Here is a 23,721-nt window from a genome sequence, read left to right as displayed (position 1 = left end):
AGACGCGACGAGCTCATCCATGAGGGCTTGACGAAGGCCATCCATGGCCTTCGACACTCCTGTAGTAGAGGGCCTTAACTCTTACCGCTTCACTAAGTCCCGCCGGGAGCTGTAATGAGCAGAGGGTTTTGACTCCAAGCGGAGCGCTCTATCCGTAGGAGCGTTAACACTTCCTTTCACCTTATCCTTTGCAGCTGTGCTATTGTTTTCTTATCTGAGAAGTATTGAGAGTCAGCATGTTTGAAGTCATTTATCTTTCCTTAGCGGTATTACTGTTGGTGCTTACCCTGGCGCCATTGTCCCGAGCGCAAGTTTGGTGGATACGTGGTTTGGATTTTCCGCGTTTGCAGCTGTCGGTGTTATTAGCTGCCCTTCTCATAGTAGGGTTGGTTGTTATACGCGACTGGAATTCAATTAACGCGGTAACGCTGGGTCTGATTATTGGTTGTCTGGTCTGTCAGCTCTGGTGGGTTGTGCCTTATACCTTTTTCTTTCCTAAGGAAGTTGAAGCTGTCCGGCCGGGTAATGCTAACGGGCGCTTGCGCATTATGACCGCGAATGTTCTTACTCCTAACCATAATAGTGATGGCTTGCTAAAGCTTGTTCATGATTTTACGCCAGATGTGCTGGTCACACTTGAGTCTGATGACTGGTGGCAGGAGAAGCTGGATGCGATTGAATCGGATTATCCGCATACGGTAAAGGTACCTTTAGATAACCTCTACGGCATGCATGTGTATTCTCGTTATGCTTTGTCTGATGTCAGTGTTGAATATCTGGTTGAAGACGATAAACCGTCGGTACATTGTTTTATTGAGCTGCCTTGTGGACAGAAAGTAAAAGCGCATTTTGTGCACCCTGCGCCACCCAGCCCTTCTGAAAATGAAGAGTCGGCAGAGCGGGATGCTGAACTGGTGCTGGTTGCTCGTCGGGTTGAGCCGGAGAAATATCCGACTATAGTCACTGGAGATTTGAACGATGTTGCCTGGTCGCGCACGACGCTTCTTTTCCGCAAGCTTAGTGGCTTGTTAGACCCCCGTATCGGGCGTGGTATGTTTAATACTTTCCATGCGGAGTACTGGTTTGCCCGCTGGCCGCTGGATCATATATTCCACAGCCACCATTTTGCTCTGGTTTCAATGACTCGCCTACCGGGTTTTGGGTCAGATCATTTTCCATTACTGACAGAGCTTGCTTTAGCACCGGGAGAAAATGGTGCCGGCGATGGTCCGTCGCCGGATAAAGATGACAAAGAAGCCGCTGATGAGATTGTGAATAAGGCTATGGCTTAAGCTTACGCCGAAAGTGAATACGTTGAACTAACAGTCCGAAAATAATAAGCATAAGCCCAACTAGCGTACTTGGATAAATGGTTTCGCCAATCACGACCGAGAGCAGCAACAGCGAGATAAAGGGCGAAATAAAAATTAAGTTGCTGATAAGTGCCGTATTGGTGGCTGTTTTCATGGCTTTCAACCAGAATAGGAAGGTTATTCCCATTTCAAATAAGCCTACGTAGCTTACCGCTGCCCAGCCTTGCCAGGGTATTGCAGACCAGTCACTCCATATGAAGCTGGCGACAATAAGTATGGGTAAGGCTAAGCCGAAAGAAAGTACTAAGCTAACAACAGAGTCGGCGTTACGGCGTGTATTCAGGATCCAGTAGCCAGCCCACAAGAAAGTGGAAATTAACGCCAGTGTAACGCCCCAGGGGTCGCTGAAACTAAGCTCCAGCACATTACCTCGTGTGGCAATAACCAGCACTCCAAAATAACCTAAGGCGCAGGCTACCCAGTCGCGACGGCGTATGCTTTGTTTTAAAAACAGAGCGGCCATAATGCTAAGGGCAATGGCCCAGGTGTAATTAAGTGGTTGAGCTTCGGAGGCTGGCAGCAGTTTATATGCCTGAAAAAGCACCAGATAGTAAATAAGCGGATTAATAAGTCCCATGAGCAGGTAATACAAGGGCATTTTACGTAGCTCAAGTATCAGTTCACCGGTCTTTTTCTGAATAAGGCAGACCAGGCCTAAAATGACAAAAGAAACACTACTGGCAGCAGTAACCATCTGCAATGGGGTCATGTACTGCAGGGTTATTTTGAATGCGGTAGCCACCGTTGACCATAAAAGTACGGCGATGATCGCATAAATAAAGGCTTGTTTATCAGCGGCTATGGTGTGATGGCATGGTGACCCCTTAACTCATACGTCGATGAGTACTGCAGCTTGTTGGTATTCAATCCAGACCAGCGCATTTTGCTGGTACTCTCGTGCCAGGTCAATGGCTGTTTTTTTCTTGAGGCCTAAGACCATAAAACTGGCTTCCGGCGGCCATTGCTTGTCGCGGTCCTGACCTTCTCCTGAAAAACAGTGAATTTCATTCATTTGTTCTAAACGAGTCACTAATTGCTCGTTTCTGCTTTTATTTTCGCTCTTTGTAAGCAGTTGGCTTTGTGGGTTAAAGGCTGTGATAAAGGTGCCTGTAGTTTGACCAAGGCGCTCGCATAAACGGTCAAAGTCATTATTCTTTTGACCTATAGTCAAAGTGATTGCCTTTTTCCCAACTGCGAACCAATAATCCGTATTTTTATAGTTGTTTAGCAGCTCTTTATCCATGCTTTGACCCGAGTATCGATGCTATGTAGAGTACATAGCAAGAGTTTAGCGTTAACCGTGAAGATGTTCTATGAACCCCAGTATTAGTGTGATCACTTTAGGTGTTGATGATCTGAAACGTTCATTGGCGTTTTATCAGGACGGCCTGGGTTGGGAAACCGATGGCATTATTGGTGAAGAGTTTGAGCATGGTGCTGTCGTGTTCTTTAAGCTACCCAGTGGGCTCAGACTGGCTTTATGGCCACGTAAGAGTATTGCTGCAGAAATGGGCGTTGAAGTTGCTCGTGCAGCAAATGAAGTGTTGTTAAGCCATAACGTCAAGTCGCGCACTGCGGTTGACGACGTTATGGTGGAAGCCGAACGGGCAGGGGCCGATATTCTTAAACCCGCAAAGGACTTGTTTTGGGGTGGCTACGGTGGTTTCTTCAAAGATCCAGACGGACATATTTGGGAAGTAACCTGGAATCCTGCCTGGAGTGCTTAGCAGAAGTAAGAAATCCCATCAGCGAGTCATTGATATATTTCAATTTATCTGAATTTCCACTCAATAAAACGCTCACAAATGATCCTGAATCATTTTGCTGAGCGTATCTACTCATAATATTTATTATGAGTAGGAAAGCCCCATGTTTGGCTCAAAAAAGAAGTATCAGCTTGCACAAACCAGTAAAGAGCTGAGTGAATACGAGCAACTGATAAACGCCATTGACGGTAATATCGCCCGAATTGATTTTACCCCTCAAGGTGACATCTTAAATGCCAATAACCTGTTTTTGGAAACCATGGGTTATCGGCTTGACGAGATAGTGTCCAAGCACCATAAAATCTTTTGCGATAACAACTATGCGACAAGCGCAGAGTACCAGAACTTTTGGAAGCAATTGGCTCAGGGGCAGTCTCACCATGGCCGTTTTAAGCGATTCCGTAATAATGGCGATGTTGTCTGGCTGGAGGCTTCTTATTTTCCGATTAAAAACTCGGAGGGGCTGGTCGAATATATAACTAAAATAGCGAAAGATGTGACTCGCGAAGTTCTGGAGTTAGAACATCAGGTCGCTGTTAGTACTGCAATTGATAAGTCTATGGCAACAATAGAGTTTTCTCCATCGGGCGAGATTATTCGTGCCAATAAGAACTTTTTAGACACAATAGGTTACCGTGCAGATGAAATTAAAGGGCGCCATCACAGCATGTTTTGTGAACAGGCGTTTTATGATGAAAACCCCAGCTTTTGGAAAGAACTGAGTAACGGCCAGTTTAAAACAGGGCAATTTAAACGGCTGAGTAAGCATGGAGAGGCGATTTGGCTTGAAGCCAGCTACAACCCCATTTTTGATGAGAATGGGCAGGTGACAAAAGTTATTAAATTCGCCAGTGACGTAACGGCCAGCGTGGTGAAAGCTCAGCAAACTGCGGAAGCTGCTGCAGTGGCTTATTCTACCTCAAAGCAAACGGCTGCTATTGTCAGAGATGGAAAAGCCTCGATAGAGGTTTCTGTAGAAACCTCGAATGAGATTTTGTCTAAAAGTAATAAAACAGATGAAGTTATTGAACAGCTTCATGAGCAGGCTCGCAATATCGAGGATATTGTGAAAACGATTAATGGTCTGGCAGACCAAACGAATTTATTGGCGTTGAACGCAGCTATTGAGGCGGCCAGAGCCGGAGAACACGGACGGGGATTCGCCGTTGTTGCAGATGAAGTAAGAAACTTAGCGTCACGGACGACACAGGCAACCAGTCAAATTTCCGGAGTTATGGAACGCAGCTCTGAAGTCTCGCATGCGATATCGACATCGATAGATGATATTCAAAAGATGGCAGAACTGAGCAAAGAGCAAATTGAAAAAGTGAAAAACTTGATAGAAGAGATAGACGAAGGTGCGACGAATGTCGTAAATGCAGTGAGCCACCTTTCTTAAGGTGACTCACTGGTTTTTCATACGAGTTTAAATTCAGATATTTAGCCCGCAGGGTAAACGTAATTTGCCTGGATACCCAGAGGAAAGCCAAGAGTCCAGTAGAGAATAAGGAAGGCAGACCATAGTATTAAGAGCGCTACAGTATAGGGCAGCATCATTGCCACTAAAGTACCTATACCTGTGCCTTTAACATAACGCTGACAATAAAGAACGACCAGCGGGAAGTAAGGCAACAACGGCGTAATAATATTACTGGATGAATCACCTACACGATACGCCGCCTGAGTTAAGTCGGGTGAATAGCCTAACTGCATTAGCATAGGAACGAAAATAGGGGATATTAGTGCCCATTTTGCCGATGCTGAACCCACAAATAAGTTAATGAAAGCTACCAGAAACACAATTCCCACCATAGTGACTCCACCGGACAGCTCTAAGCTGGCCAGGAAGTTAGCCCCTTTTACGGAAATTAACGTGCCGAGTTGTGAGTCTCCGAACGCTTTTATGAATAAGGCACAGAAGAACGCCATAACCATATAGTAGGCCATGCCTTCCATTGACTTAGTCATTGCGCCGATAACGTCCTGCGAGTTGGTAAAGTTACCGGAAACATAGCCGTGAACAATGCCCGGAATAATAAACAGCAAGAAAATGAGCGGTACAATCATACCCATAAGAGGTGCTGAGTAAGATGCCAATTCACCGGTTGTCGGGTCAGCCAAAGGAGTATTTTCAGCCGTTGCTGAGAAATATAACAGAGTCAAACCTACGGCCATGGTGATTACACCAGCATAAAACGCTTTGCGGTCACGTGGGGAGACTTCGTCTAGCGCAGGCATATCTTCGGCGTCACCATCAATTTCGGCACCACGTAAACGGGGCTCAACCACTTTGTCCGTCAGGAACCAGCCAATAGCAACGACGACAATTGACGAAGCGGCTGTAAAGTAATAGTTGTTCAGCGGATTCAACTGCATGTCGGCGTCAATAATTTGCGCGGCACTTTCAGTAAAGCCCTGCAGTAATGGGTCTATTGCCGAAGGTACGAAGTTGGCACTGAAGCCGCCGGAAACACCAGCAAAGGCTGCAGCAATACCCGCCAGCGGATGTCTGCCGGCCGCGTAGAAAATAACACCGCCTAAAGGAATAACCAGAACGTAGCCGGCATCAACTGCCGTATGACTGACTATAGCAACCAGAATCAAAACCGGCGTCAGCAACATTTTCGGCGTAACGTTCAACATGAGTTTTATGGCAACATTAATAAAGCCCGAGCGTTCGGCTACACCGACACCCAGCATAGCGACCAGCACAACCCCCAGGGGGCGCAAAACCCATAAAGGTATCAACCATATTGGCAAGAAAAGCCGCAAATTCGGTGCCGCTTAATAAGTTGATTACGCCAATAGAGTCACCCGTAAGCGGGTGTTTCTCATCAAAACTCACGCCGGACAACAGCCACGACATTACCCAGACAATGATTAATAAGCCAAAGAACATGACGGCCGGATCGGGCAGTTTATTACCGACCTTTTCAACGCCATCTAGAAGGCGATTTAACAGACTGTCTGGCTTATCCTTTTGCGAACGGTCTGGTTGTGGAGATTGAGCCATGGTGAAACCCCTGGTTGTTATTTTATTGGTCTAATTATTATGCGCAGGTATCATAACCATTATTGTAAGGTGGAACAAAGCGAACAAGGTGAAAAAGTGTCAATGATTTGTGGTACAGATGAAGCGGGTCGTGGGCCTATTGCCGGGCCGGTTGTGGCAGCGGCTGTCATTTTAGATCCGGACAATCCCATTGAAGGGCTTAACGACTCAAAAAAACTGAGCGAGAAGAAGCGTGAAAAACTGAGTCTGGAAATAAAAGAAAAGGCACTTTACTGGGCTATTGCTCAGTCTGACCCCGACGAAATAGAAGCCATTAATATTCTCTGGGCGTCGATGAAAGCCATGCAGCGAGCTGTGGAAGCGCTTCCGGTAAAACCCGATATGGTGCTGGTGGACGGTAACCGGGTTCCGGAGTTGAAGGTTCCGGCAAAAGCCATTGTTGGCGGCGATGCCAGCGAACAATGCATTGCTGCTGCTTCAATTTTAGCGAAAGTGGAGCGGGACAGACAGATGCTAAAGTGGCATGAATTGTACCCACAGTATGAATTCGATAAACACAAGGCTTATGGTACTCCCAAACACTTGGAGTTATTGGAAAAACACGGGCCTTGTCCTATACACCGTAAAGGTTTTAACCCGGTTAAGCGGCTCCTTGCTAACTTGTGATTTAACCCGAAAATTCATACAATAACGGCCTATTCACTAAGCTCTTTCAGGAAGTTGGAATTCACCATGCAGTCTATCCCGCACGTTGATATGCGCCGTTATCAGAATGATTTTGATGCTTTTACTCAAGATGTCGGTAATGGTTACGAAAAATACGGTTTTATTGCCTTAACCCAGCACGGCGTCGATACTGCGCTTATTGAACGGGCACTGGATACCTGTCGTGAATTGTTTGCATTACCTGAAGATGTAAAAAAACAATATCACCGCCCGGGTCAGGGCGGTGCCAGAGGCTACACGCCCTTTGGTACTGAAGTGGCTAAAGACGCGAAACATGTCGACTTAAAAGAGTTTTGGCATGTGGGTCGTGAAGTTGAAGGGGAGCCCGCATACCCACAACTATTGCCAAACGTCTGGCCACAAGAGCTGCCTAAATTTAAAGACGATATGCTGGCTATTTACGCAGCATTGGATAACTTAGGTAATCAGGTGCTGGAAGCTCTGTCCGTTTATCTGGGGCAGCCGAAAGACTTTTTCCGCAACAAAGTGAATAACGGCAATTCAATTTTGCGGCCTTTACACTATCCACCTATTATTGATGAAGATACGCCATCGGTTCGTGCTGGTGCGCATGAAGACATCAACGTTCTGACGCTCCTGGTGGGGTCGCGAGAACCGGGGTTGGAAGTGCTGGCGAAAGACGGCACCTGGGTGCCGGTAACGATTATTGAAGGTGCTATTATTTGTAACGTGGGTGACATGCTGCAGCGCTTAACGAATCATGTGCTGCCATCGACAACGCATCGGGTGGTTAATCCTCCGGCACCATTTAATGAAAAGTCGCGTTACTCAATACCTTTCTTTTTACATTTTAATCCGGATGTGATGATCACGCCGCTGGAAAGCTGTATTTCAGATGAAAATCCTCAGCGAGATGAACCTATTACAGCTGATGACTATCTAATGCAGCGCTTACGTGAAATTGGTTTGATAAAAGACTAAAAGGAACAGCTGGTGAAAACAGGCGAGTTTAATCTAAAACGCATAGTTCGGGGTGTGGCTGCTGTCACTGTTTCTGCATTATTAATCAGTTGCGCATCTGCTCCGCAGGAGCCTGAAAGCAATGAGTTTCGATTGACGTTGCTGCACATTGACGACCACCACTCTAATTTGGATGCCAAGCGGCAAACCTTAGTGTGGGGAGAGCAGGAGTGGCAAGTGGAAGCCGGCGGTTTCCCTCGTGTTGGCGCGCAAATCAAAAAGCTACGCGCGGCTAACGAAAATGTACTGACATTGCATGCCGGTGATGCCCTGACAGGCAGCTTATATTTCACCTTGTTTGGTAGTGAAGCCGACGCCCGCATGATGAACAACATTTGTTTCGATGCCTTCACTATTGGTAACCATGAGTTTGATACTGGCGATGCCGGACTGGCCGAGTTCCTGCAGGAATTGGGGACCAAAAGCTGTCCTACCGTGAAGCTTGGAGCAAATATTAAGCCAAAAGTTGGGCAGTCGGCTCTAACCCCCGACCGCGAATGGCAAATGTTTCAGCCCTACACAATAGTCGAACGTGGCGGTGAAGAAATAGCCATTATAGGTCTGGATATTGCCAGTAAAACCAAAAAGTCATCGCAGCCTGATGAATCCACTGAGTTTTTAGACGAGTTGGAAACGGCGCGCAAGTATATCGCGGAAGTTCAACAGCAGGGTATCGAGAAAATAGTGCTGCTGACGCACATTCAATACGAGCGGGACAAAGAGCTGGTGCAGCAGTTGCCAGGCGTGGATATTGTTATTGGTGGTGATTCGCATACGCTGTTAGGCGATTTCAGTGATTTTGGTATGGAGTCTGACGGGCCTTATCCAACCGAACTGACCAATGCCGACGGCGACAAAGTTTGTATTGGCCATGCTTATCAATATTCATTGGTAGTTGGCGAGATGCAGGCCGTATTTGAAGGTGACAAAATTGCAGAGTGCGGCGGGCGTCCGCATTATCTTCTGAGTGAAGACATTCAGGTCAGCGACGGCATTGTGACAACTTACGAGCCGATTAAAACCGCACTGGAAGAAAGTGAAGTCTTCAGCTTTGTTGAACCTGACGCTGAGCTGCAAAGCATGTTGCAGGAGTATCAAGGCAAAGTTGAAGAGTTTTCTGCCGAAGTGCTGGCGCAGGCGCCACAGCAAATTTGCAGTCAGGAAATTGACTTGCCGAGACGCGATGGTTGTGCTGACATTATGAGTTCTGGTGCTCATCGTCTGGTTGCTGAAGCTTTCCTGAACTCAGTGCCGGAAGCCGACTTTGCTATTCAAAATGGTGGTGGTGTCCGCTCTGGTATTAGTCAGGGGGACTTTACCGTGGGCGACGCTTTCAATGTACTGCCTTTTGCGAATACCCTGGTTAAGCTAGAACTGAGCGGCTCTGAGTTCAAACAGGCAATGGAAGAAGCACTGGCCTATTCCATTTCTGATGGCGGCTCAACCCGAGCTTATCCCTATGGTGCCGGTATTCGTTATTCGGTGGACTTAACCAAAGAAAAAGGCAGTCGTGTGTCTAACCTGCAAGTGTGGGATAAAGGCAGCAGCAGTTGGCAGCCAATGACCGCCAGAGCAACCTACGTGATGGTGACAAACAGCTTTATTGCAGGCGGTCAGGACGGTTATGACACCTTTTACCGTGTTAGTGAGCGCGGACGTGCCCGTAATACCGGAATAGACTATGCCCAGTCGCTGGTGGATTATGCCAGAGAGCAGGAGGTTTTGAAGCGTCCGCAAGAATTTGCGACGCAGTCATATGTTCCTGTGGGAGATAAATAATGGCTCGAGCATTCGAGCCAGCCCCGGTTTCCGATAACGCCAGATTCGATTTTATTGTTGTTATTCTGGCGTTATTGACGGCCTTTGCGCCACTTTCCATTGATATGTACCTGCCGGCTTTCAGCGCTATTGCGTCGGACTATGCGACCGATACACACCACGTTGAACTGTCGCTGACGGCATTTTTCTTCGGTCTTTTTATTGGGCAGCTGCTCTATGGTACAGCGACCGATAAATTTGGGCGTAAGAACCCGCTGTATATCGGTTTGGCTATATACGTAGTGACATCCATTGGCTGTGCCTTTGCGCCGGATATTCAGTGGCTTATTGCTTTACGTTTCCTGCAGGCTATAGGGGCTTGTGCCGGTATTGTTATTGCCCGCGCTGTGGTGCGTGATTTGTATACCCCGCAGGCTTCAGCTCGCGTGTTTTCGTTCCTGATACTGGTAATGGGGGTTGCACCTATTCTGGCGCCTCTGTTTGGTGCCTATGTCACCGAATGGATGGGATGGCGTGCTCTGTTCTTAATTGTTGCCGGTTTAGGTGTGGCCTCCGCTGTGACTATTCACTTTGTTTTGCCGGAAACCCGCGGGCGCCGTTACGACGTGCGTATGCGCAATACCGGCAGCACTTACTGGGCGGTTTTACGAGATCCCTCATTCCTGCGTTACTCGTTAACGGGTGCTATTGCTCAGTCGGGGTTGTTTGCCTACATCACAGGTTCGCCAAAAATGTTTATTGAGGTTTTTGGTCTTGAGCCCATGCACTACAGTTGGCTGTTTGGATTAAACGCTATTGGTATTATTGGCTTTTCGCAGCTGAATGGCTGGTTACTGAAATACCACTCCTCACGCAAGATCCTTAATGTTTCTTTACCGATATTGGCCGTAGTATCCATTGTAATGTGCGTTATGGCGTATTTTAATGCCGGCTTCTGGGGAATATTGCTGCCGTTATTTGCCTATATTTCGACTTTAGGCATGGTTTTCCCGAACGCTATGGCCGGGGCTTTGGCTGAACAGAAAGAACGCGCAGGTTCGGCATCTGCAGTAACCGGTAGCTTACAGTTTTTAATTGCTGGTTTAGTTTCTGCCGGAGTGAGTCAGGCTGGCTCATTCACTGATTACGCCATGGCCTGGGTCATAGGTGTGGCCGGCTTACTCGCGGTAATTGCATACCGCGTAATGCGCCGGCCAGAATAAGCTTTTTAGTTATAATAAGTCGGTGCGGCTGGTCCTACAGGGAATCCAAAGACAAAGACCCAAAGGAAGAAGAGCACCGACCAACCAACAAAGAAGAACATAGAATAAGGCAGCATCATGGCAACCAGAGTGCCAATACCTAAATCCTTCTTGTACCGAGCCGCAACCGCCAATATTAAGCCAAAGTAACTCATCATAGGTGTAATAACGTTAGTGACTGAATCACCAATGCGGTATGCCGCCTGAATAACTTCTGGTGAGTAACCGACCAGCATCAGCATCGGCACAAAAATAGGAGCGGTAATAGCCCACTGCGCAGAAGCCGAGCCCAGCATCAGGTTCACAAAGCCGCAGACCATAATGAAGAACAGGAAAATGATAGGACCGGTCATGCCAATATTGGTCAGAAACTCCGCGCCATTAATGGCAAAAATAGTCCCGAAATTCGTCCATTTAAAGAAGTTAACGAATTGAGCCGCAAAAAATACCAGCACAATATACATGCCCATAGTGCTCATGCTGTGCGACATCGCATCGATAACATCGCGATCGTTTCGCATGGTCTCAACCGTGCGACCATAGACGAAGCCGGGAATGGCGAAAAAGAAGAAGATGTAAACAACCACGCCTTTCAGGAACGGCGAACCTTTAACATCACCGGTTTCCGGGTGACGTAAAATACCCCACTCAGGTACAACGGTTAATGCCAGAATACCGGCAAGAACCAGAACGCTTAACCCGGCGTAAATTAATCCTCGTTTTTCCTGTTTGTTCAGAGGGTCCATTGAGGATTGATCGGACAAATCAATAGAGGCTTCGTCTTTGTTGTATTTACCGAGTTTAGGTTCGACAATTTTGTCGGTTATCAACGCGCCCATAATGGCAATTAAGAAGGTACTGACCATCATAAAATACCAATTGGCTTCTGCGCCAACGGTATAGGCTGGGTCAATAATTTTAGCGGCTTCTTCGGTAATACCCGACAGTAAAGGGTCTACTGTACCAATGAGCAGGTTGGCACTGTAGCCTGCGGAAACCCCGGCAAAAGCGGCCGACAAACCGGCTAACGGGTGACGCCCCAGGCCGTAGAAAATCATGGCAGCAAGTGGTACCAGTACAACATAGCCCAGCTCGGCTGCGGTGTTAGAAATGACACCGGCAAAGACAATGGTTACAGTTACCAGGCGCGGCGGAGCTTTCATGACCAGCCCCCGCATAGCCGCAGAAATTAAGCCCGAGCGCTCAGCAACACCAACCCCTAAAAGAGCAACCAAAACCGTACCTAGAGGCGTGAAGCCGGTAAAGTTGGTGACCAGGTTAGTGACAATGCGCTGTATTCCCTCAGCATTCAGTAAGCTGACCGCTTTGATAACGGTTTCACCATCTCTGGGGTCTACTGCGCTGACACCAAAATAAGCAGCGATGCCACTAATGAAAATAATGAATAAGCAGAAAACGGCGAATAGGGTAATGGGGTGGGGTAACAAGTTACCAAGCCACTCAACGCCGTCGAGAAAACGGGTAAACCAGCCTCGTTTGCTGGTCGCGTTATAGTCATTATTGGGAGACTGCATAACTCGCGCCTTTATTATAAGTTTTAGACCAGCGCAGGATTCTAGCATAAAAAAACGGCGCCGCTGAAATCAGGGGCGCCGTTTGCAGGTTAACCTTCAGCTGTTATGCAGCTTCGTCTTTCTTAAGGTTTTTCAGGGCATAATCGAATGCTGCCTGACCGGCTAATAAATCTTCCGGAGCAAAGTCATCTACGTTAATGGTACGCAGGCGACCAACTTCCGTGCGCTCAAGCAGAGCAACTTCGTCGTCACTCAATACGCCCAGCTCTTTACCTTTAGCGGCCAGCTGGTCTAATTGAGTAAAGCTGAAGCGTTTACCGGCTGCTTTACAAACTTTGTCGTACAGTGGCTCTGAGGCAATCACGTTTTTCAGGGTTTCTTCAAGGAAACCGAAGTGACCTTCAGGGCTCAGGAACTGGCCTTCGCCTAAACGCGTACGAACGTCGTTTGGTGACATAAGCATACGGGCAATTTCATGATCGTTCTTATCTGTAGGACGTTTAGCAATACGGCCTAACGGATACATAACGGCGCGCATGAAGCTACCAACACCACCAAAGTTCGCCAGCATTTCCAGCTGTGCTTCCTGTAACTTATGCAGAGTGTCCTGCATAGCCCAGTGAACTAACGGTAAGTCTGCTTTAATGCGACCCTGGTCATGATAACGTTTTAATACACAAGAACCGATGTACAGGTAGCTGAGCATGTCACCTAAGCGCGCAGAAACGCGCTCTTTACGTTTAAGACTACCACCCAGTTTACCCATGGCAATGTCTGACAATAACGCCATGTTGGCACTAAAGCGGTTCATCTGCTGGTAGTACTTACGGGTTTCGTCGCTAGCCGGAACAGAGCTCAGACGGTGACCACCAAAACCATAGAACAGTGAACGAACAAAGTTACTGATAGCAAAGCCAATATGACCAAACACGGCTTTATCAAATTTCTTCAAGGCATCCGGGCCTTTTTCAGCCGAGGCTTCCATTTCTTTCAAAACAAATGGATGGCAACGAATAGCGCCCTGACCGTATATCATCATACTACGGGTAAGAATGTTGGCGCCTTCTACTGTAATGGCGACCGGAACACCCTGGTAACCACGACCAAGATAGTTATTCGGGCCTAAACAGATACCTTTACCACCGTGAACGTCCATAGCGTCGTCCATGCAAGCACGTAGCTTCTCAGTCATGTGGTATTTGGCAATAGCACCGATAACGCCAGGCTTCTCGCCTAAATCAATACCTTTGGTGGATAACATAGTCACCGCATCCATCAGGTACGCGTTACCACCGATGCGAGCCATTGGCTCTTCAACACCTTCCATTTTACCAATAGGTAGTTTGAACTGACGACGGATGCGTGAGTAAGCACCAGTTGCCAGAGCCATTTGTTTAATGCCACCGGCACTGTTTGAAGGCAAGGTAATTGAACGGCCGACTGACAGACATTCAACCAGCATACGCCAGCCCTTACCGGCCATTTTCTGTCCACCAATAATGTAATCTAATGGAACGAATACGTCGTTACCGCGAATAGGGCCGTTCTGGAACGGAACGTTCAGCGGGAAGTGACGGCGACCAATTTCAACGCCTTTGGTGTCACGAGGAATAAGCGCACAGGTAATACCCAGCTCTTCTTCTTCACCAATAAGGTTGTCAGGGTCGTACATTTTAAATGCCAGACCTAAAACAGTAGCTACTGGTGCTAAGGTAATATAGCGCTTATTGAAATTCAGTTTAATACCGACAATTTCCTCGCCGTTCCACTCACCTTTACACACCACACCTGAGTCAGGAATAGCGCCTGCGTCAGAACCGGCTTCCGGGCTGGTTAGTGCGAAACATGGAATTTCGTCACCGCTGGCTAGGCGTGGCAGGTAATGGTCTTGCTGTTCTTTGGTGCCATAATGCTGCAACAATTCGCCCGGGCCTAATGAGTTAGGTACGCCGACGGTTGAGGCCAGCACCGTGCTAACACCGGCAAGCTTCTGTAAAACACGAGACTGCGCGTAGGCAGAGAATTCAAGACCACCGTACTCTTTCTTGATGATCATGGCGAAGAATTTCTCGTCTTTAAGATACTGCCAGACGTGCTCAGGCATGTCCGTTAATTCGTGGGTCACTTCCCAGTCGTCCAGCATTTTGCAGACTTCTTCACAAGGCCCGTCCAGAAAGGCTTTTTCTTCAGCCGTTAACTCGGCTTTAGGTACCTTATGAAGTTTTGACCAGTCAGGGTCACCACTGAATAAATCGCCGTCCCACCAGACCGTACCGGCTTCCAGTGCATCACGCTCGGTATCAGACATTTCTGGCATTACTTTGCGATATGCGCTAAGAATAGGCTTAGTCAGCAGGTTTAAACGAATTGGCGCTATGTTAAGCGGAACCAGAACAATTGCCAGAATAGCCCAAAGCACCGGGCCAACAATGTCGATTGCGCTACCAATAGCGAACATAATAACCAGACCGGCGCTGAACATAGCCAGGCTGGCTCGTTTGTAGATTAATGCAGCCGCGACTATAACAGTAGCGACAATCCAAAGTGCAATACTCATAATGTAATACTCCGATTTGGAGGTCTGACCAGTGATACTGTGCAAGTTAGATCAACCGGAGTATATTTTCAAGGAAAAATTGAACGGGCGTTTGAATTTTGTTGTCAATATAAACGTCCAGTAGTGAACAGAAGGGGAGAAGTGAAAGTGAAAAGGACCGTCAGTTGGCTGGTATCCAGCGTATTATTAAGTGGCTTGGCAATGAATACCGCTGTTGCAGATAGTCAGCAGAAAGCCGGGCAACCCATCGAACAATCAATGAAGCCGTATCAGGCTGACTACGTGATCACGCGTGGTGACAGCGAGTATGGGGAAGGTTACCGTTATCTTGAGGTGTCGCCGGAGGACGAATGGCAACTGCGAACAAAGTCGGATATTTCCTGGTTTATTTTGTCGGACACCCGTGAAGCTCGTTCAGTATTTATTGTGGATGAAGAGAATAGCCGGTTGGAGCCTCGCGAATTTATTTACATGAGAACCGGCACCGGATCGGATAAGTCCTTTCATGGTGAATTCAAACCGAATGAGAAAAAGGTTCGTAATGTGGACACCGGACGCATGCTGGGTGTGAACTGGGAAGACGCGTTATTTGATGAAGCCAATGTGACCGAACAATTACGTGTAGATTTGGCCAGCGGAGCTGAAACTTTTAAGTACCGGTTGGTTGATGAAAAAGGTCAAGAAGACGAATACCGTTTTGAGGTGCTGACAACAGAAGAGTTGTCGTTGCCTTACGGTGAGGTTGAAGCAATAAAAGTCGGGCGTATAAGGGATAATAACCGGCGCCAGACCTTTTTGTGGTTTGCGCCGGAGCTAAATTACGTGATGGTGAAAATGAAACAGTTTAAAGAAGGTGACGAGCAGGCCACCATGTCGCTGAAAAGCTTGTCTATGTGATCTGGTTTTTATGTAATCGGTATTTATGTAGCCTGATGAGATGGTCCCCTCCCTCCTAAGCGGCATCGCAATGTGCCAATATAGAGGTTCAAGCTTCTATAGAACAGAGTGGAGAGGACCAATGGCTATTGTAAACAGAATTGCCCTGGATTTGGCAAAGGATTTTATTCAGGTTTTGGCGCTGGATGAAAATGAGCAGGAAGTTTTTAATAAAAAACTGCGCAGCAATAAAGTGTTAGCGAAGCTGGCGACGCTGAGCCGTACGGATGACTGTGAAGTAGCGGTTGAGTCCTGCGGCATGAGTCATTACTGGCGCCGCGAATGTGAAAAGCTGGGTTATAAAACGGTGGCGTTGCCACCGCGTTTCGTCAAAGCGTACCTGCAGGGTGAGAAGAACGATGCGAATGACGCCCGGGCGATAGCCGAGGCGGCATCACGACCCAACCGTCAGACGGTCAGGCTGAAAAGCATTGAGCAGCAGGACTTAGCATTGATGGTCAATCAGCGGGAAGGCTTCGTGCAGACGAGAACGCAGTTCTCGAATAGGTTGCGGGGGCAACTGGCCGAATACGGCATTCTTTTACCGAAGCGAGTCGGTACGATATTACAGAGAGTACCGGAGGTACTGGAAGACGACAGCAATGCGCTGACGCTTCAGTCACGGGACCTCATCAACCGGCTCTATCAGATGCTGCGAGCGGTGGATGAAGAAGTTAAAGCGCTGGATAAGCACTTAGCGACACAGGCCGAAAGGAATGAAGACAGTCAGCGGCTGATGACCCTGCCGGGTATCGGACCGATAACAGCGACCTCGCTGCTGGCACTGATAGGTGATGTGAGTGAATTTAAACGCGGCCGCAACCTGTCGGAATACCTGGGACTGGTACCACGGCAAAACAGCAGTGGCGGTAAAGACCGTTTAGGCGGTATTACCAAAAAAGGGAACACCAAACTCAGGACACTGCTGGTGCATGGCGCCCGCTCGGCACTGCGGGTGGCACAACAGCGCCACGACAGGCTGAGCCTCTGGGCACAGGATGTCGCTAAACGCAGAGGCAACAACGTTGCAGCGGTGGCACTGGCTAACAAGCACGCCCGGATAATCTGGGCGATGTTAAAGAATAAAGAAGATTACCGGATGACTGCTGCTTAACAGCATTCAGTAAAAGAGCACAGCGAAGGTTCATTCCTTCCGGGAGTTGCAAACGTCAACAGGATGGTAAAATAGGGTAAACCGACGACAACTGAGACTGTTGAACGTCCGTACATAAAGTACGTTAGCCTGATAAGCCAGTTGTCGTGCGGAGTTCATCCAGGCCAGGTGCGCAAAGCGCGCACCATAAACAGGCCGTATATATGCGAGCGCCCCGACATTTACCACGAGTTGCCGTTGCAAAACGGGAGGGGACCATATATGACATTCATGTCAGGTGAGATATCAAACCGAGAAGCATTACCTAATGCATCAGGTAATATATCGAACCCAACTTAAAATCTAACGTATTGGGTAATATATTGGACATTGGACCTGACATAAATGTCAGGCTACGCAATTATTCGGTTGCGTAGCCTTGAGCGCCCAGAACTTCGCCGTCTAGTGTAACGCGACCGCCTTGCAGCTTAAGACGCTCCTGACAAAACCAGTTAACCACCAGCGGATAAATACGGTGTTCCTGCTCGTGCACGCGAGCCTGAACTTCTTCCACTGTGTCGCCCTCAAAAATAGGTACTTTAGCCTGCAATACCACTGGGCCACCGTCGAGTTCTTCTGTCACAAAATGCACACTCACGCCGTGTTCGGTATCGCCCGCGTCTAATGCCCGCTGGTGCGTATTCACACCTTTATATTTAGGAAGAAGAGAAGGGTGAATGTTGAACATGCGGCCTTCGTAGTGGCGCGTAAACTCACCCGTCAGAATGCGCATAAAGCCAGCAAGAACCACTAAATCGGGCTGATAACTGTCAATCAGCGACTTCAGTTCGGCGTCATAAGCCTCGCGAGAGTCAAACTCTTTATGACTCAATACCTCGGTATCAATGCCTTTAGCAGCAGCTTTTTCCAGGCCTTTAGCCGAGGCTTTATTGGAAATAACCGCAACGATTTCACCTGTTACTTTTTCATCTTCGCAGGCCTGTTGAATGGCCTGCATATTACTACCGGTACCTGAAATTAGTACAACAATACGTTTCATTAGTGAGTCTCGTCGGCCAGAATGTCGACTTGCTCTTCGCCTTCAGCCGCGTTGGCAATACGGCCAATTTTCCAGGCGTCTTCACCGGCGTCTGTCAGAATTTGAATGGCTTTATCTGCTTGCTCGTTGGGTACCGCAATAACCATACCCACACCACAGTTAAAGGTGCGGTACATTTCTTTCATGCTGATATTGCCGTTCTCTTTTAACCAGTCAAAAATAACTGGCCAGTCCCAGCTGTTGCCATCAATAACGGCTTTGCTGCCTTTCGGTAAAACGCGTGGAATGTTTTCCCAGAAGCCGCCACCGGTAATGTGTGACAATGCATGTACAGGTACGTGTTTAATCAGCTCCAGAACCGGTTTAACGTAAATGCGGGTAGGTTCTAATAAATGATCAGCCAGTGTTTTGCCTTGCAGATGAGACTCTAAATCGGCACCGCTCACTTCAATAATTTTGCGAATAAGCGAGTAACCATTTGAATGAGGTCCGCTTGAAGCCAGAGCAATTAAGGCATCGCCGTCGGCAACTTTGGTGCCGTCAATAATTTCAGACTTTTCCACCACACCGGTACAGAAACCGGCTAAGTCATAATCGCCGCCTTCGTACATGCCTGGCATTTCTGCGGTTTCCCCACCAATAAGAGCACAACCCGACTGTTCACAGCCGTCGCCGATACCGGCAACCACGTCAGCTGCTACGTCTACGTCCAGTTTGCCGGTTGCATAATAGTCGAGAAAAAACAGCGGCTCAGCACCCTGTACAATAAGGTCGTTGACGCACATGGCAACCAAGTCGATACCCACACCGCGGTGGCGCTTAAGGTCTATGGCTAAACGCAGCTTGGTACCTACACCGTCGGTGCCGGACACCAAAACCGGCTGTTTATAACCCGCCGGAATTTCACACAGAGCACCAAACCCACCAATGTTACCCATGACTTCAGGCCGGTGCGTGCGCTTGGTAACGCCTTTAATACGTTCAACCAATGCATTACCAGCGTCAATGTCGACGCCCGCGTCTTTATAACTTAAAGAAGGTTTTTTATCGCTCACAGAATAATCCCGACTGGCAAAATTTGCGCGCAAGTTTAACACGATTTAAGCCAGAAAAGGTAGCTTAAGCGGCTCCTTATTGTGTCAGGATTTCTCTGCGATAAACCGGTAACCGACACCGGGTTCTGTTTCTATATACTTTGGCTGCGCCGGGTCATCTTTGAGCTTTTTACGTACCTGGCTGACAAAAATACGCAAATAGTGGGTGTCTTCCTGGTGTGTTTGGCCCCAAATTTTCTCCAGCAACTGTTGCTGAGTAACGAGTTTTTGCGGGTGGCTGACTAAGAAGTCCAGTAAGGCGTATTCTTTACGGGACAAGTTAACTATCTCGTTTTGCAGAAACACTTTGTGTTGCTCGCGGTCGATGAGTAACTCACCAAAACGAAGCTGAGCCTCGGCTGTGGGTTGTTCAATGGAGAGGTCGCGTAATAAAACATGAATACGCGCCATAAGCTCCCGAATACCAAAGGGTTTGGTCAGGTAGTCGTTAGCACCACCTTCCAGCAGTTTCACTTTCTGCAGTTCGTCGTCGCGCGCCGTCAGTACCAATACCGGCACCTGACTCCATTCGCGCAGCTGGCGCATGACCTGATAGCCGTCAGCGTCAGGCAGACCTAAGTCCAGAATAACCAAATGCGGGTTCTGGCTGGTAATCTGCTTTATCCCTTGCTCGGCTGTCGCTGCTTCCAGGTAGGTATAACCTTCGGCAGTGAGAGAGGCCCGCATAAAGCGTCGTATCTGTGGTTCGTCATCAATGACTAAAATGCGGGGGCCGTCGGTGCGGGCTTGTGCATTCATGAGACTTCCTCTGTGATGTTGGCGCGTGGTAATTTAATTCGGACAAGGCAGCCATCAGGACTTTCTTCAATACCTATGTGGCCGTTATGAATATCGATTATTCCTTTAGCAACAGACAGCCCCAGACCGGTTCCGCCAGTGCCTGAGTCTTTCTCGCGCGACGAATAAAAAACATTAAATACAAGCGAGCGCTTACTGGTTTCTATGCCGGGGCCTTCATCTTTAATATCAATGACAATGAACTTGTCGGTTTCTGACAGTGACAAAGTAACCGGCGCTGTCTCGCCGGAAAAGCGCATCGCGTTATCAATAACATTAAACAATGCCTGCTCCAGCAGCGAGGACTGAACCTCAACCATAGCGTGCTGCAGGTTATCTTTAACCAGTAACCGTTCTTGTGAAGCAAAGCGCGAAAGCGTTTTACTGATAACCGGACGAATATCCTGCACTGCATGGGTCAAACGAATTTCGCCGTGCTGTAGTCGGGTAGCCTGTAACAGGTTTTCAATATAACGATGCAAGCGGTCACTCTCATCGAGCGCACCCTGTAACAGCTCGGCCCGTTCTTGTTCCGGCAAACGCTCCTGATACGCCTGCAATGTACTTAAATTGCCAATGACGCTGGCCAGCGGGGTTCTCAGGTCGTGTGAAACCGATAGCAGAATGTTTGAGCGCAGCTGGGCCTGACGTAAGCTTTCTTTTTGGTTTCTGAACAAGGTGACTAAGTGGCTGGTAATAACGCCCACGGCAATAAATACAATTGCAGTAACCATTTCGTCTATGTCAGTCATGTGCAGCGAATAGCGCGGTTCTGTAAATAAAAAATTAAACAGCAGCAAGGCCAGAACAACGGCAAGTAGTGCCGCGCGAAAATTGGTTAAAAATGCAATAAGCAACACCGCCAGTTGCAGAATGAGTACCGTGCCGGAGGTGGGCAATAACCAGTGATCGAGCAGGTAAGCAAGACCCGCCGCGGTGCAGGTGATGGCAACGGAGGCCAGGTAACCTAACCAGGGCTGTTTACTCATGTTCTAATCTCATGTGCTAGTCCCGCCAGAATTGAGGAAGTAACAATGTTAGCAAAGTAAAGTATTCAAGGCGTCCTAAAATCATTGCTAACGTCAGTACCCAGGTTCCGGTGTCTGATACCGGAATAAAGTTACTGGAAACTTCGCCAAAACCCGGACCAAGTACGTTCAGACACGCCGAAACGGCGGTAAATGCCGAGAAAAAATCCAGCCCGGTCAGCATCAGTATGAGGGTAAGCACCATGGAACTAATTGCGACCATTAGCATAAAGCTCATTACCGCCTGAATCACGTCGTTAGTCACCGCTTTTCCCTGATACACCACTTTCAGAATGGCACGCGGGTGGATGGCCTGCAGCATTTGGTGTTTCAGGATGCGTAAGGTAATGACATTACGGACAAATTTGTTGCCTCCGGCAGTTGACCCGGCGCAGCCGCCCAGGTAACTGGCTGCCACTAAAAAACCAGCCGTAGCCGCAGGCCACGCCGAAAGGTCATCGGCACCGTAACCGGTACTGGTCATAAAGGAAACGACATGAAAAACCGCCTGATTCAGAGACTCCCCGAAGGAATGATGAGTTTGAGCGTTAAATGCCAGAGCGGTAAGAATAACGCTGAAAACGGCCAATGCAATTAAAAACCAGCGAGTTTCCTCGTCTTTCCAGTAGCCACTTATGGCTCTGGCTGTAAACAGTTTATGGTGCAGGGCAAAACTGATAGCCCCCAGAATCATAAACACATCGGCAACTATAAGAATAATTGGTTGCTGAAAGTGGCCCATACTGGCGTCGTAGGGCGAAAACCCGCCGGTTGATACGGTCGTCAGACTATGGGCTATGGCATCGAAAGGAGACATTCCGGCCAACCAGTAACTGCCGGCACAGCCTATTGTCAGGCACAGGTAAACTAACCAGAGGTAACGGCTTGTACTCGCAACACGTGGTGCTAACTTCTCATTTTTAATGGGACCCGGAGTTTCAGCCTTAAGCAGGCGCATGCCACCCACGTTTAGCATGGGAAGAATGGCGACTACAAAAATCACGATACCGAGCCCGCCCATCCATTGCAGAAACTGGCGGTACAGTAAAAAGCTTTTGGGCATTTCATCAAGGCCGGTGAGAATGGTGGCACCGGTGGTGGTCATAGCGCTGACCGACTCAAATACTGCGTCGGTAAAGCTAACCCCGGTAACGGACATAATGGGTAATGCTCCCAGAACGCCTATTAAAATCCAGGTGAATGAAGCGAACGCCAAGGCTTCGCGGAAAAAGATTTTCTTTTGCTCGCCGTTATTAGTGCGTATGAATAGAAAGAGCGCGAGAACAAGGCAGAGCAAAGAGGAATAAATAAAGTCGGTAAAGGTTTTGTCCCTAAAGACAAAAACCGAAAGCAAACCAAAAAAACACTGAATTGAGGCAATCCAGATCATAGGCCAGGTTAATAGGCGCAACGTTGCTTTTAGATTCACTGTTACCTCATGCGACGAACCGACTTTTTCTATTGCTAAGGGTAATTCTGCAGGGCGTAAAATCTCTATACCGAAAGCGTCTTTAGGCGTAAAATCTGCGTAAAATTAAGGGGTTTATTTTATGGCCAGTATTCAACCGGCACGTAATGAGCATTTAGACGCGGTAGCGGCGCTAGAAGCTGTCACTTTCCCCGAAGATGCGATCAGTAAGCGCAGTTTTCGGCGGTTTATTGAGTCGCCTAGCGCCGATTTTCAGGTGTTACTGCTGAACGAAAAGGTCATTGGTTATACCGTTGTCCTGTACCGAAATAATACAAATCTGGCTCGACTCTATGCTTTGGTTGTCGAAAAGGAACATCGTAGTAAAGGCTATGGTCGACGTTTGTTGCAAGCTGCAGAAGACCTGGCCGATGAACGACACTCCCTGTTTTTACGTACCGAGGTAGCAACCTCTAATACAGTAGGGCAACAGCTGATGAACAGCGAAGGCTTCCGTGCAATAGAGCTGCGCGAAGCCTATTTCCCGCCTTCTGCATCGCAATCGACAGATGCTCTGGTTCTGCAAAAACTGTTGCCTCGTTACGAAATGGGCGAAGATGCGGGCGTGGGAGCAACCGAAGAATACGTTCCTATGCTGACCCAGTCGACGGAGTTTACCTGCGGCCCCGCAAGCCTGCTAATGGCTATGGACTACTTCGGCCGGCCCAGTAGCGACCCGCAAGCCGAAGAGCTGGAAATTTGGCGTCAGGCGACGACCATTTATATGACCTCCGGGCACGGCGGCTGTGGCCCTCATGGGCTGGCGCGGGCGGCGTTTCAGCGTGGCCTGAAAGTTCGGGTGGAAGTGAATACCGACCAGCCACTATTTGTGGATTCGGTTCGTCAAGAGCAGAAAAAAACGGTTATGCAGCGCATACAGCAGGCCGATATGACCTACCTGGAAAAACATGGTGTTCCCATTGTTGTACGCGACTATGACGTGACGTTAATAAAAGAGGACTTAAGCCAGGGCTGTCTGGTTATGGTGCTTATCTCTACTTATCAGTTTGACGGTATTAGGGCACCGCATTGGGTCTTAATTTGCGCGGCCGACGATGACTTTATCTACATAAACGACCCCGATTACGACACTTTACCCTGGGAATCTCCTACCGAACGTCAGTATTTACCTGTGCCTATAAGTACCTTCAGCAAAGCCTTTGGCTACGGTGGTCGTAAGCAAAAAGCAGCGGTTGTACTTTCAGCTGATTTAACAACAAAGTGATCAATTCCCCTTGAATTCTGCGTAATTATGCTCAAAGTCATATAACAG

Annotated in this window: 19 protein-coding genes and 1 pseudogene; 10 read left to right on the top strand and 10 right to left on the bottom strand. The window is 48.2% G+C overall.

Going from position 1 to position 23,721, the window contains the following annotated elements; genetic code table 11:
- Window positions 1–236: 236 nt before the first annotated feature.
- Window positions 237–1,292: an endonuclease/exonuclease/phosphatase family protein gene (locus IL_RS08570; RefSeq protein ID WP_011234913.1), complete on the top strand. Its 1,056-nt coding sequence runs from the start codon at window positions 237–239 to the stop codon at window positions 1,290–1,292.
- Here the strand turns inward: IL_RS08570 and IL_RS08565 are convergent.
- A complete protein-coding gene (locus IL_RS08565; protein WP_227016315.1) occupies window positions 1,282–2,142 on the bottom strand; it encodes a DMT family transporter in 861 nt (286 codons plus the stop codon). The genes IL_RS08570 and IL_RS08565 overlap by 11 nt on opposite strands.
- A gap of 60 nt (window positions 2,143–2,202) precedes the next feature.
- Window positions 2,203–2,616 carry a DUF3293 domain-containing protein gene (locus IL_RS08560; RefSeq protein WP_011234911.1) on the bottom strand — a complete coding sequence of 138 codons (414 nt, stop codon included), beginning with the start codon at window positions 2,614–2,616 and terminating at the stop codon, window positions 2,203–2,205.
- A 70-nt stretch (window positions 2,617–2,686) separates the two neighbouring features.
- Between IL_RS08560 and IL_RS08555 the strand changes: the two genes are divergently transcribed.
- Both IL_RS08555 and IL_RS08550 read left to right on the top strand, forming a co-directional pair.
- Entirely contained in the window at window positions 2,687–3,100 is a 414-nt protein-coding gene (locus tag IL_RS08555) for a VOC family protein (RefSeq protein ID WP_011234910.1), read from the top strand.
- Between the two features lie 142 nt (window positions 3,101–3,242).
- Window positions 3,243–4,538: a methyl-accepting chemotaxis protein gene (locus IL_RS08550; protein WP_011234909.1), complete on the top strand. Its 1,296-nt coding sequence runs from the start codon at window positions 3,243–3,245 to the stop codon at window positions 4,536–4,538.
- Window positions 4,539–4,579: 41 nt separating this feature from the next.
- Here IL_RS08550 and IL_RS08545 read toward each other — a convergent pair.
- Window positions 4,580–6,152, bottom strand: a pseudogene (locus tag IL_RS08545) (AbgT family transporter).
- On the opposite strand from IL_RS08545, the gene rnhB reads away from it, so the two are divergent.
- The 4 genes from rnhB (at window position 6,144) to IL_RS08520 (ending at window position 10,840) form a co-directional block, all read left to right on the top strand.
- Window positions 6,144–6,818 (top strand): ribonuclease HII, encoded by a 675-nt coding sequence (rnhB, locus tag IL_RS08535; protein WP_016341365.1) that lies wholly within the window; start codon window positions 6,144–6,146, stop codon window positions 6,816–6,818. The pseudogene IL_RS08545 and the gene rnhB sit on opposite strands and share 9 nt — an antisense overlap.
- 66 nt (window positions 6,819–6,884) lie before the next feature.
- Window positions 6,885–7,820 carry an isopenicillin N synthase family dioxygenase gene (locus tag IL_RS08530; protein ID WP_011234905.1) on the top strand — a complete coding sequence of 312 codons (936 nt, stop codon included), beginning with the start codon at window positions 6,885–6,887 and terminating at the stop codon, window positions 7,818–7,820.
- A gap of 12 nt (window positions 7,821–7,832) precedes the next feature.
- Window positions 7,833–9,638 carry a bifunctional metallophosphatase/5'-nucleotidase gene (locus tag IL_RS08525; protein ID WP_011234904.1) on the top strand — a complete coding sequence of 602 codons (1,806 nt, stop codon included), beginning with the start codon at window positions 7,833–7,835 and terminating at the stop codon, window positions 9,636–9,638.
- Window positions 9,638–10,840 (top strand): multidrug effflux MFS transporter, encoded by a 1,203-nt coding sequence (locus tag IL_RS08520; RefSeq protein WP_011234903.1) that lies wholly within the window; start codon window positions 9,638–9,640, stop codon window positions 10,838–10,840. Before IL_RS08525 ends, IL_RS08520 begins: the two co-directional genes overlap by 1 nt.
- A 5-nt stretch (window positions 10,841–10,845) precedes the next feature.
- Here the strand turns inward: IL_RS08520 and IL_RS08515 are convergent, their stop codons facing one another.
- Window positions 10,846–12,414: an AbgT family transporter gene (locus IL_RS08515; protein ID WP_011234902.1), complete on the bottom strand. Its 1,569-nt coding sequence runs from the start codon at window positions 12,412–12,414 to the stop codon at window positions 10,846–10,848.
- A 103-nt stretch (window positions 12,415–12,517) separates the two neighbouring features.
- Entirely contained in the window at window positions 12,518–14,971 is a 2,454-nt protein-coding gene (gene fadE / locus IL_RS08510) for an acyl-CoA dehydrogenase FadE (RefSeq protein WP_011234901.1), read from the bottom strand.
- Window positions 14,972–15,118: 147 nt separating this feature from the next.
- Between fadE and IL_RS08505 the strand changes: the two genes are divergently transcribed.
- Window positions 15,119–15,868, top strand: a complete 750-nt coding sequence (locus IL_RS08505; RefSeq protein WP_011234900.1) for a DUF3108 domain-containing protein — start codon at window positions 15,119–15,121, stop codon at window positions 15,866–15,868.
- A gap of 121 nt (window positions 15,869–15,989) precedes the next feature.
- Window positions 15,990–17,021, top strand: a complete 1,032-nt coding sequence (locus IL_RS08500) for an IS110 family transposase (RefSeq protein ID WP_011233734.1) — start codon at window positions 15,990–15,992, stop codon at window positions 17,019–17,021.
- 400 nt (window positions 17,022–17,421) lie between these two features.
- Here IL_RS08500 and purN read toward each other — a convergent pair whose 3' ends face one another.
- From purN to IL_RS08475, 5 genes are all read right to left on the bottom strand, one after another.
- Window positions 17,422–18,060, bottom strand: coding sequence for a phosphoribosylglycinamide formyltransferase (gene purN / locus IL_RS08495; RefSeq protein ID WP_011234899.1), 639 nt, complete (start codon window positions 18,058–18,060; stop codon window positions 17,422–17,424).
- A complete protein-coding gene (gene purM, locus IL_RS08490; protein WP_011234898.1) occupies window positions 18,060–19,115 on the bottom strand; it encodes a phosphoribosylformylglycinamidine cyclo-ligase in 1,056 nt (351 codons plus the stop codon). Before purM ends, purN begins: the two co-directional genes overlap by 1 nt.
- A gap of 84 nt (window positions 19,116–19,199) precedes the next feature.
- The gene (locus tag IL_RS08485) at window positions 19,200–19,913 is read right to left on the bottom strand and encodes a response regulator (RefSeq protein ID WP_011234897.1); all 714 of its coding nucleotides are present in this window, start codon (window positions 19,911–19,913) and stop codon (window positions 19,200–19,202) included.
- Complete coding sequence (locus IL_RS08480) at window positions 19,910–20,941, bottom strand: sensor histidine kinase (protein ID WP_011234896.1); 1,032 nt, start codon at window positions 20,939–20,941, stop codon at window positions 19,910–19,912. The genes IL_RS08485 and IL_RS08480 overlap by 4 nt, the downstream gene beginning before the upstream one ends.
- Window positions 20,942–20,957: 16 nt before the next feature.
- On the bottom strand, window positions 20,958–22,409 hold the full coding sequence (locus tag IL_RS08475) for a TrkH family potassium uptake protein (RefSeq protein ID WP_016341364.1): 1,452 nt from the start codon (window positions 22,407–22,409) through the stop codon (window positions 20,958–20,960).
- A gap of 121 nt (window positions 22,410–22,530) precedes the next feature.
- Between IL_RS08475 and IL_RS08470 the strand changes: the two genes are divergently transcribed.
- Window positions 22,531–23,673 carry a peptidase C39 family protein gene (locus IL_RS08470; RefSeq protein WP_011234894.1) on the top strand — a complete coding sequence of 381 codons (1,143 nt, stop codon included), beginning with the start codon at window positions 22,531–22,533 and terminating at the stop codon, window positions 23,671–23,673.
- The last annotated feature ends 48 nt before the right edge of the window (window positions 23,674–23,721 follow it).

The organism is Idiomarina loihiensis L2TR (assembly GCF_000008465.1).
In the GTDB taxonomy this organism is placed as follows: Bacteria; Pseudomonadota; Gammaproteobacteria; order Enterobacterales; family Alteromonadaceae; genus Idiomarina; species Idiomarina loihiensis.
Note: the sequence above shows the minus strand (reverse complement) of the source record. Positions and strands in the feature narration are given on the sequence as shown.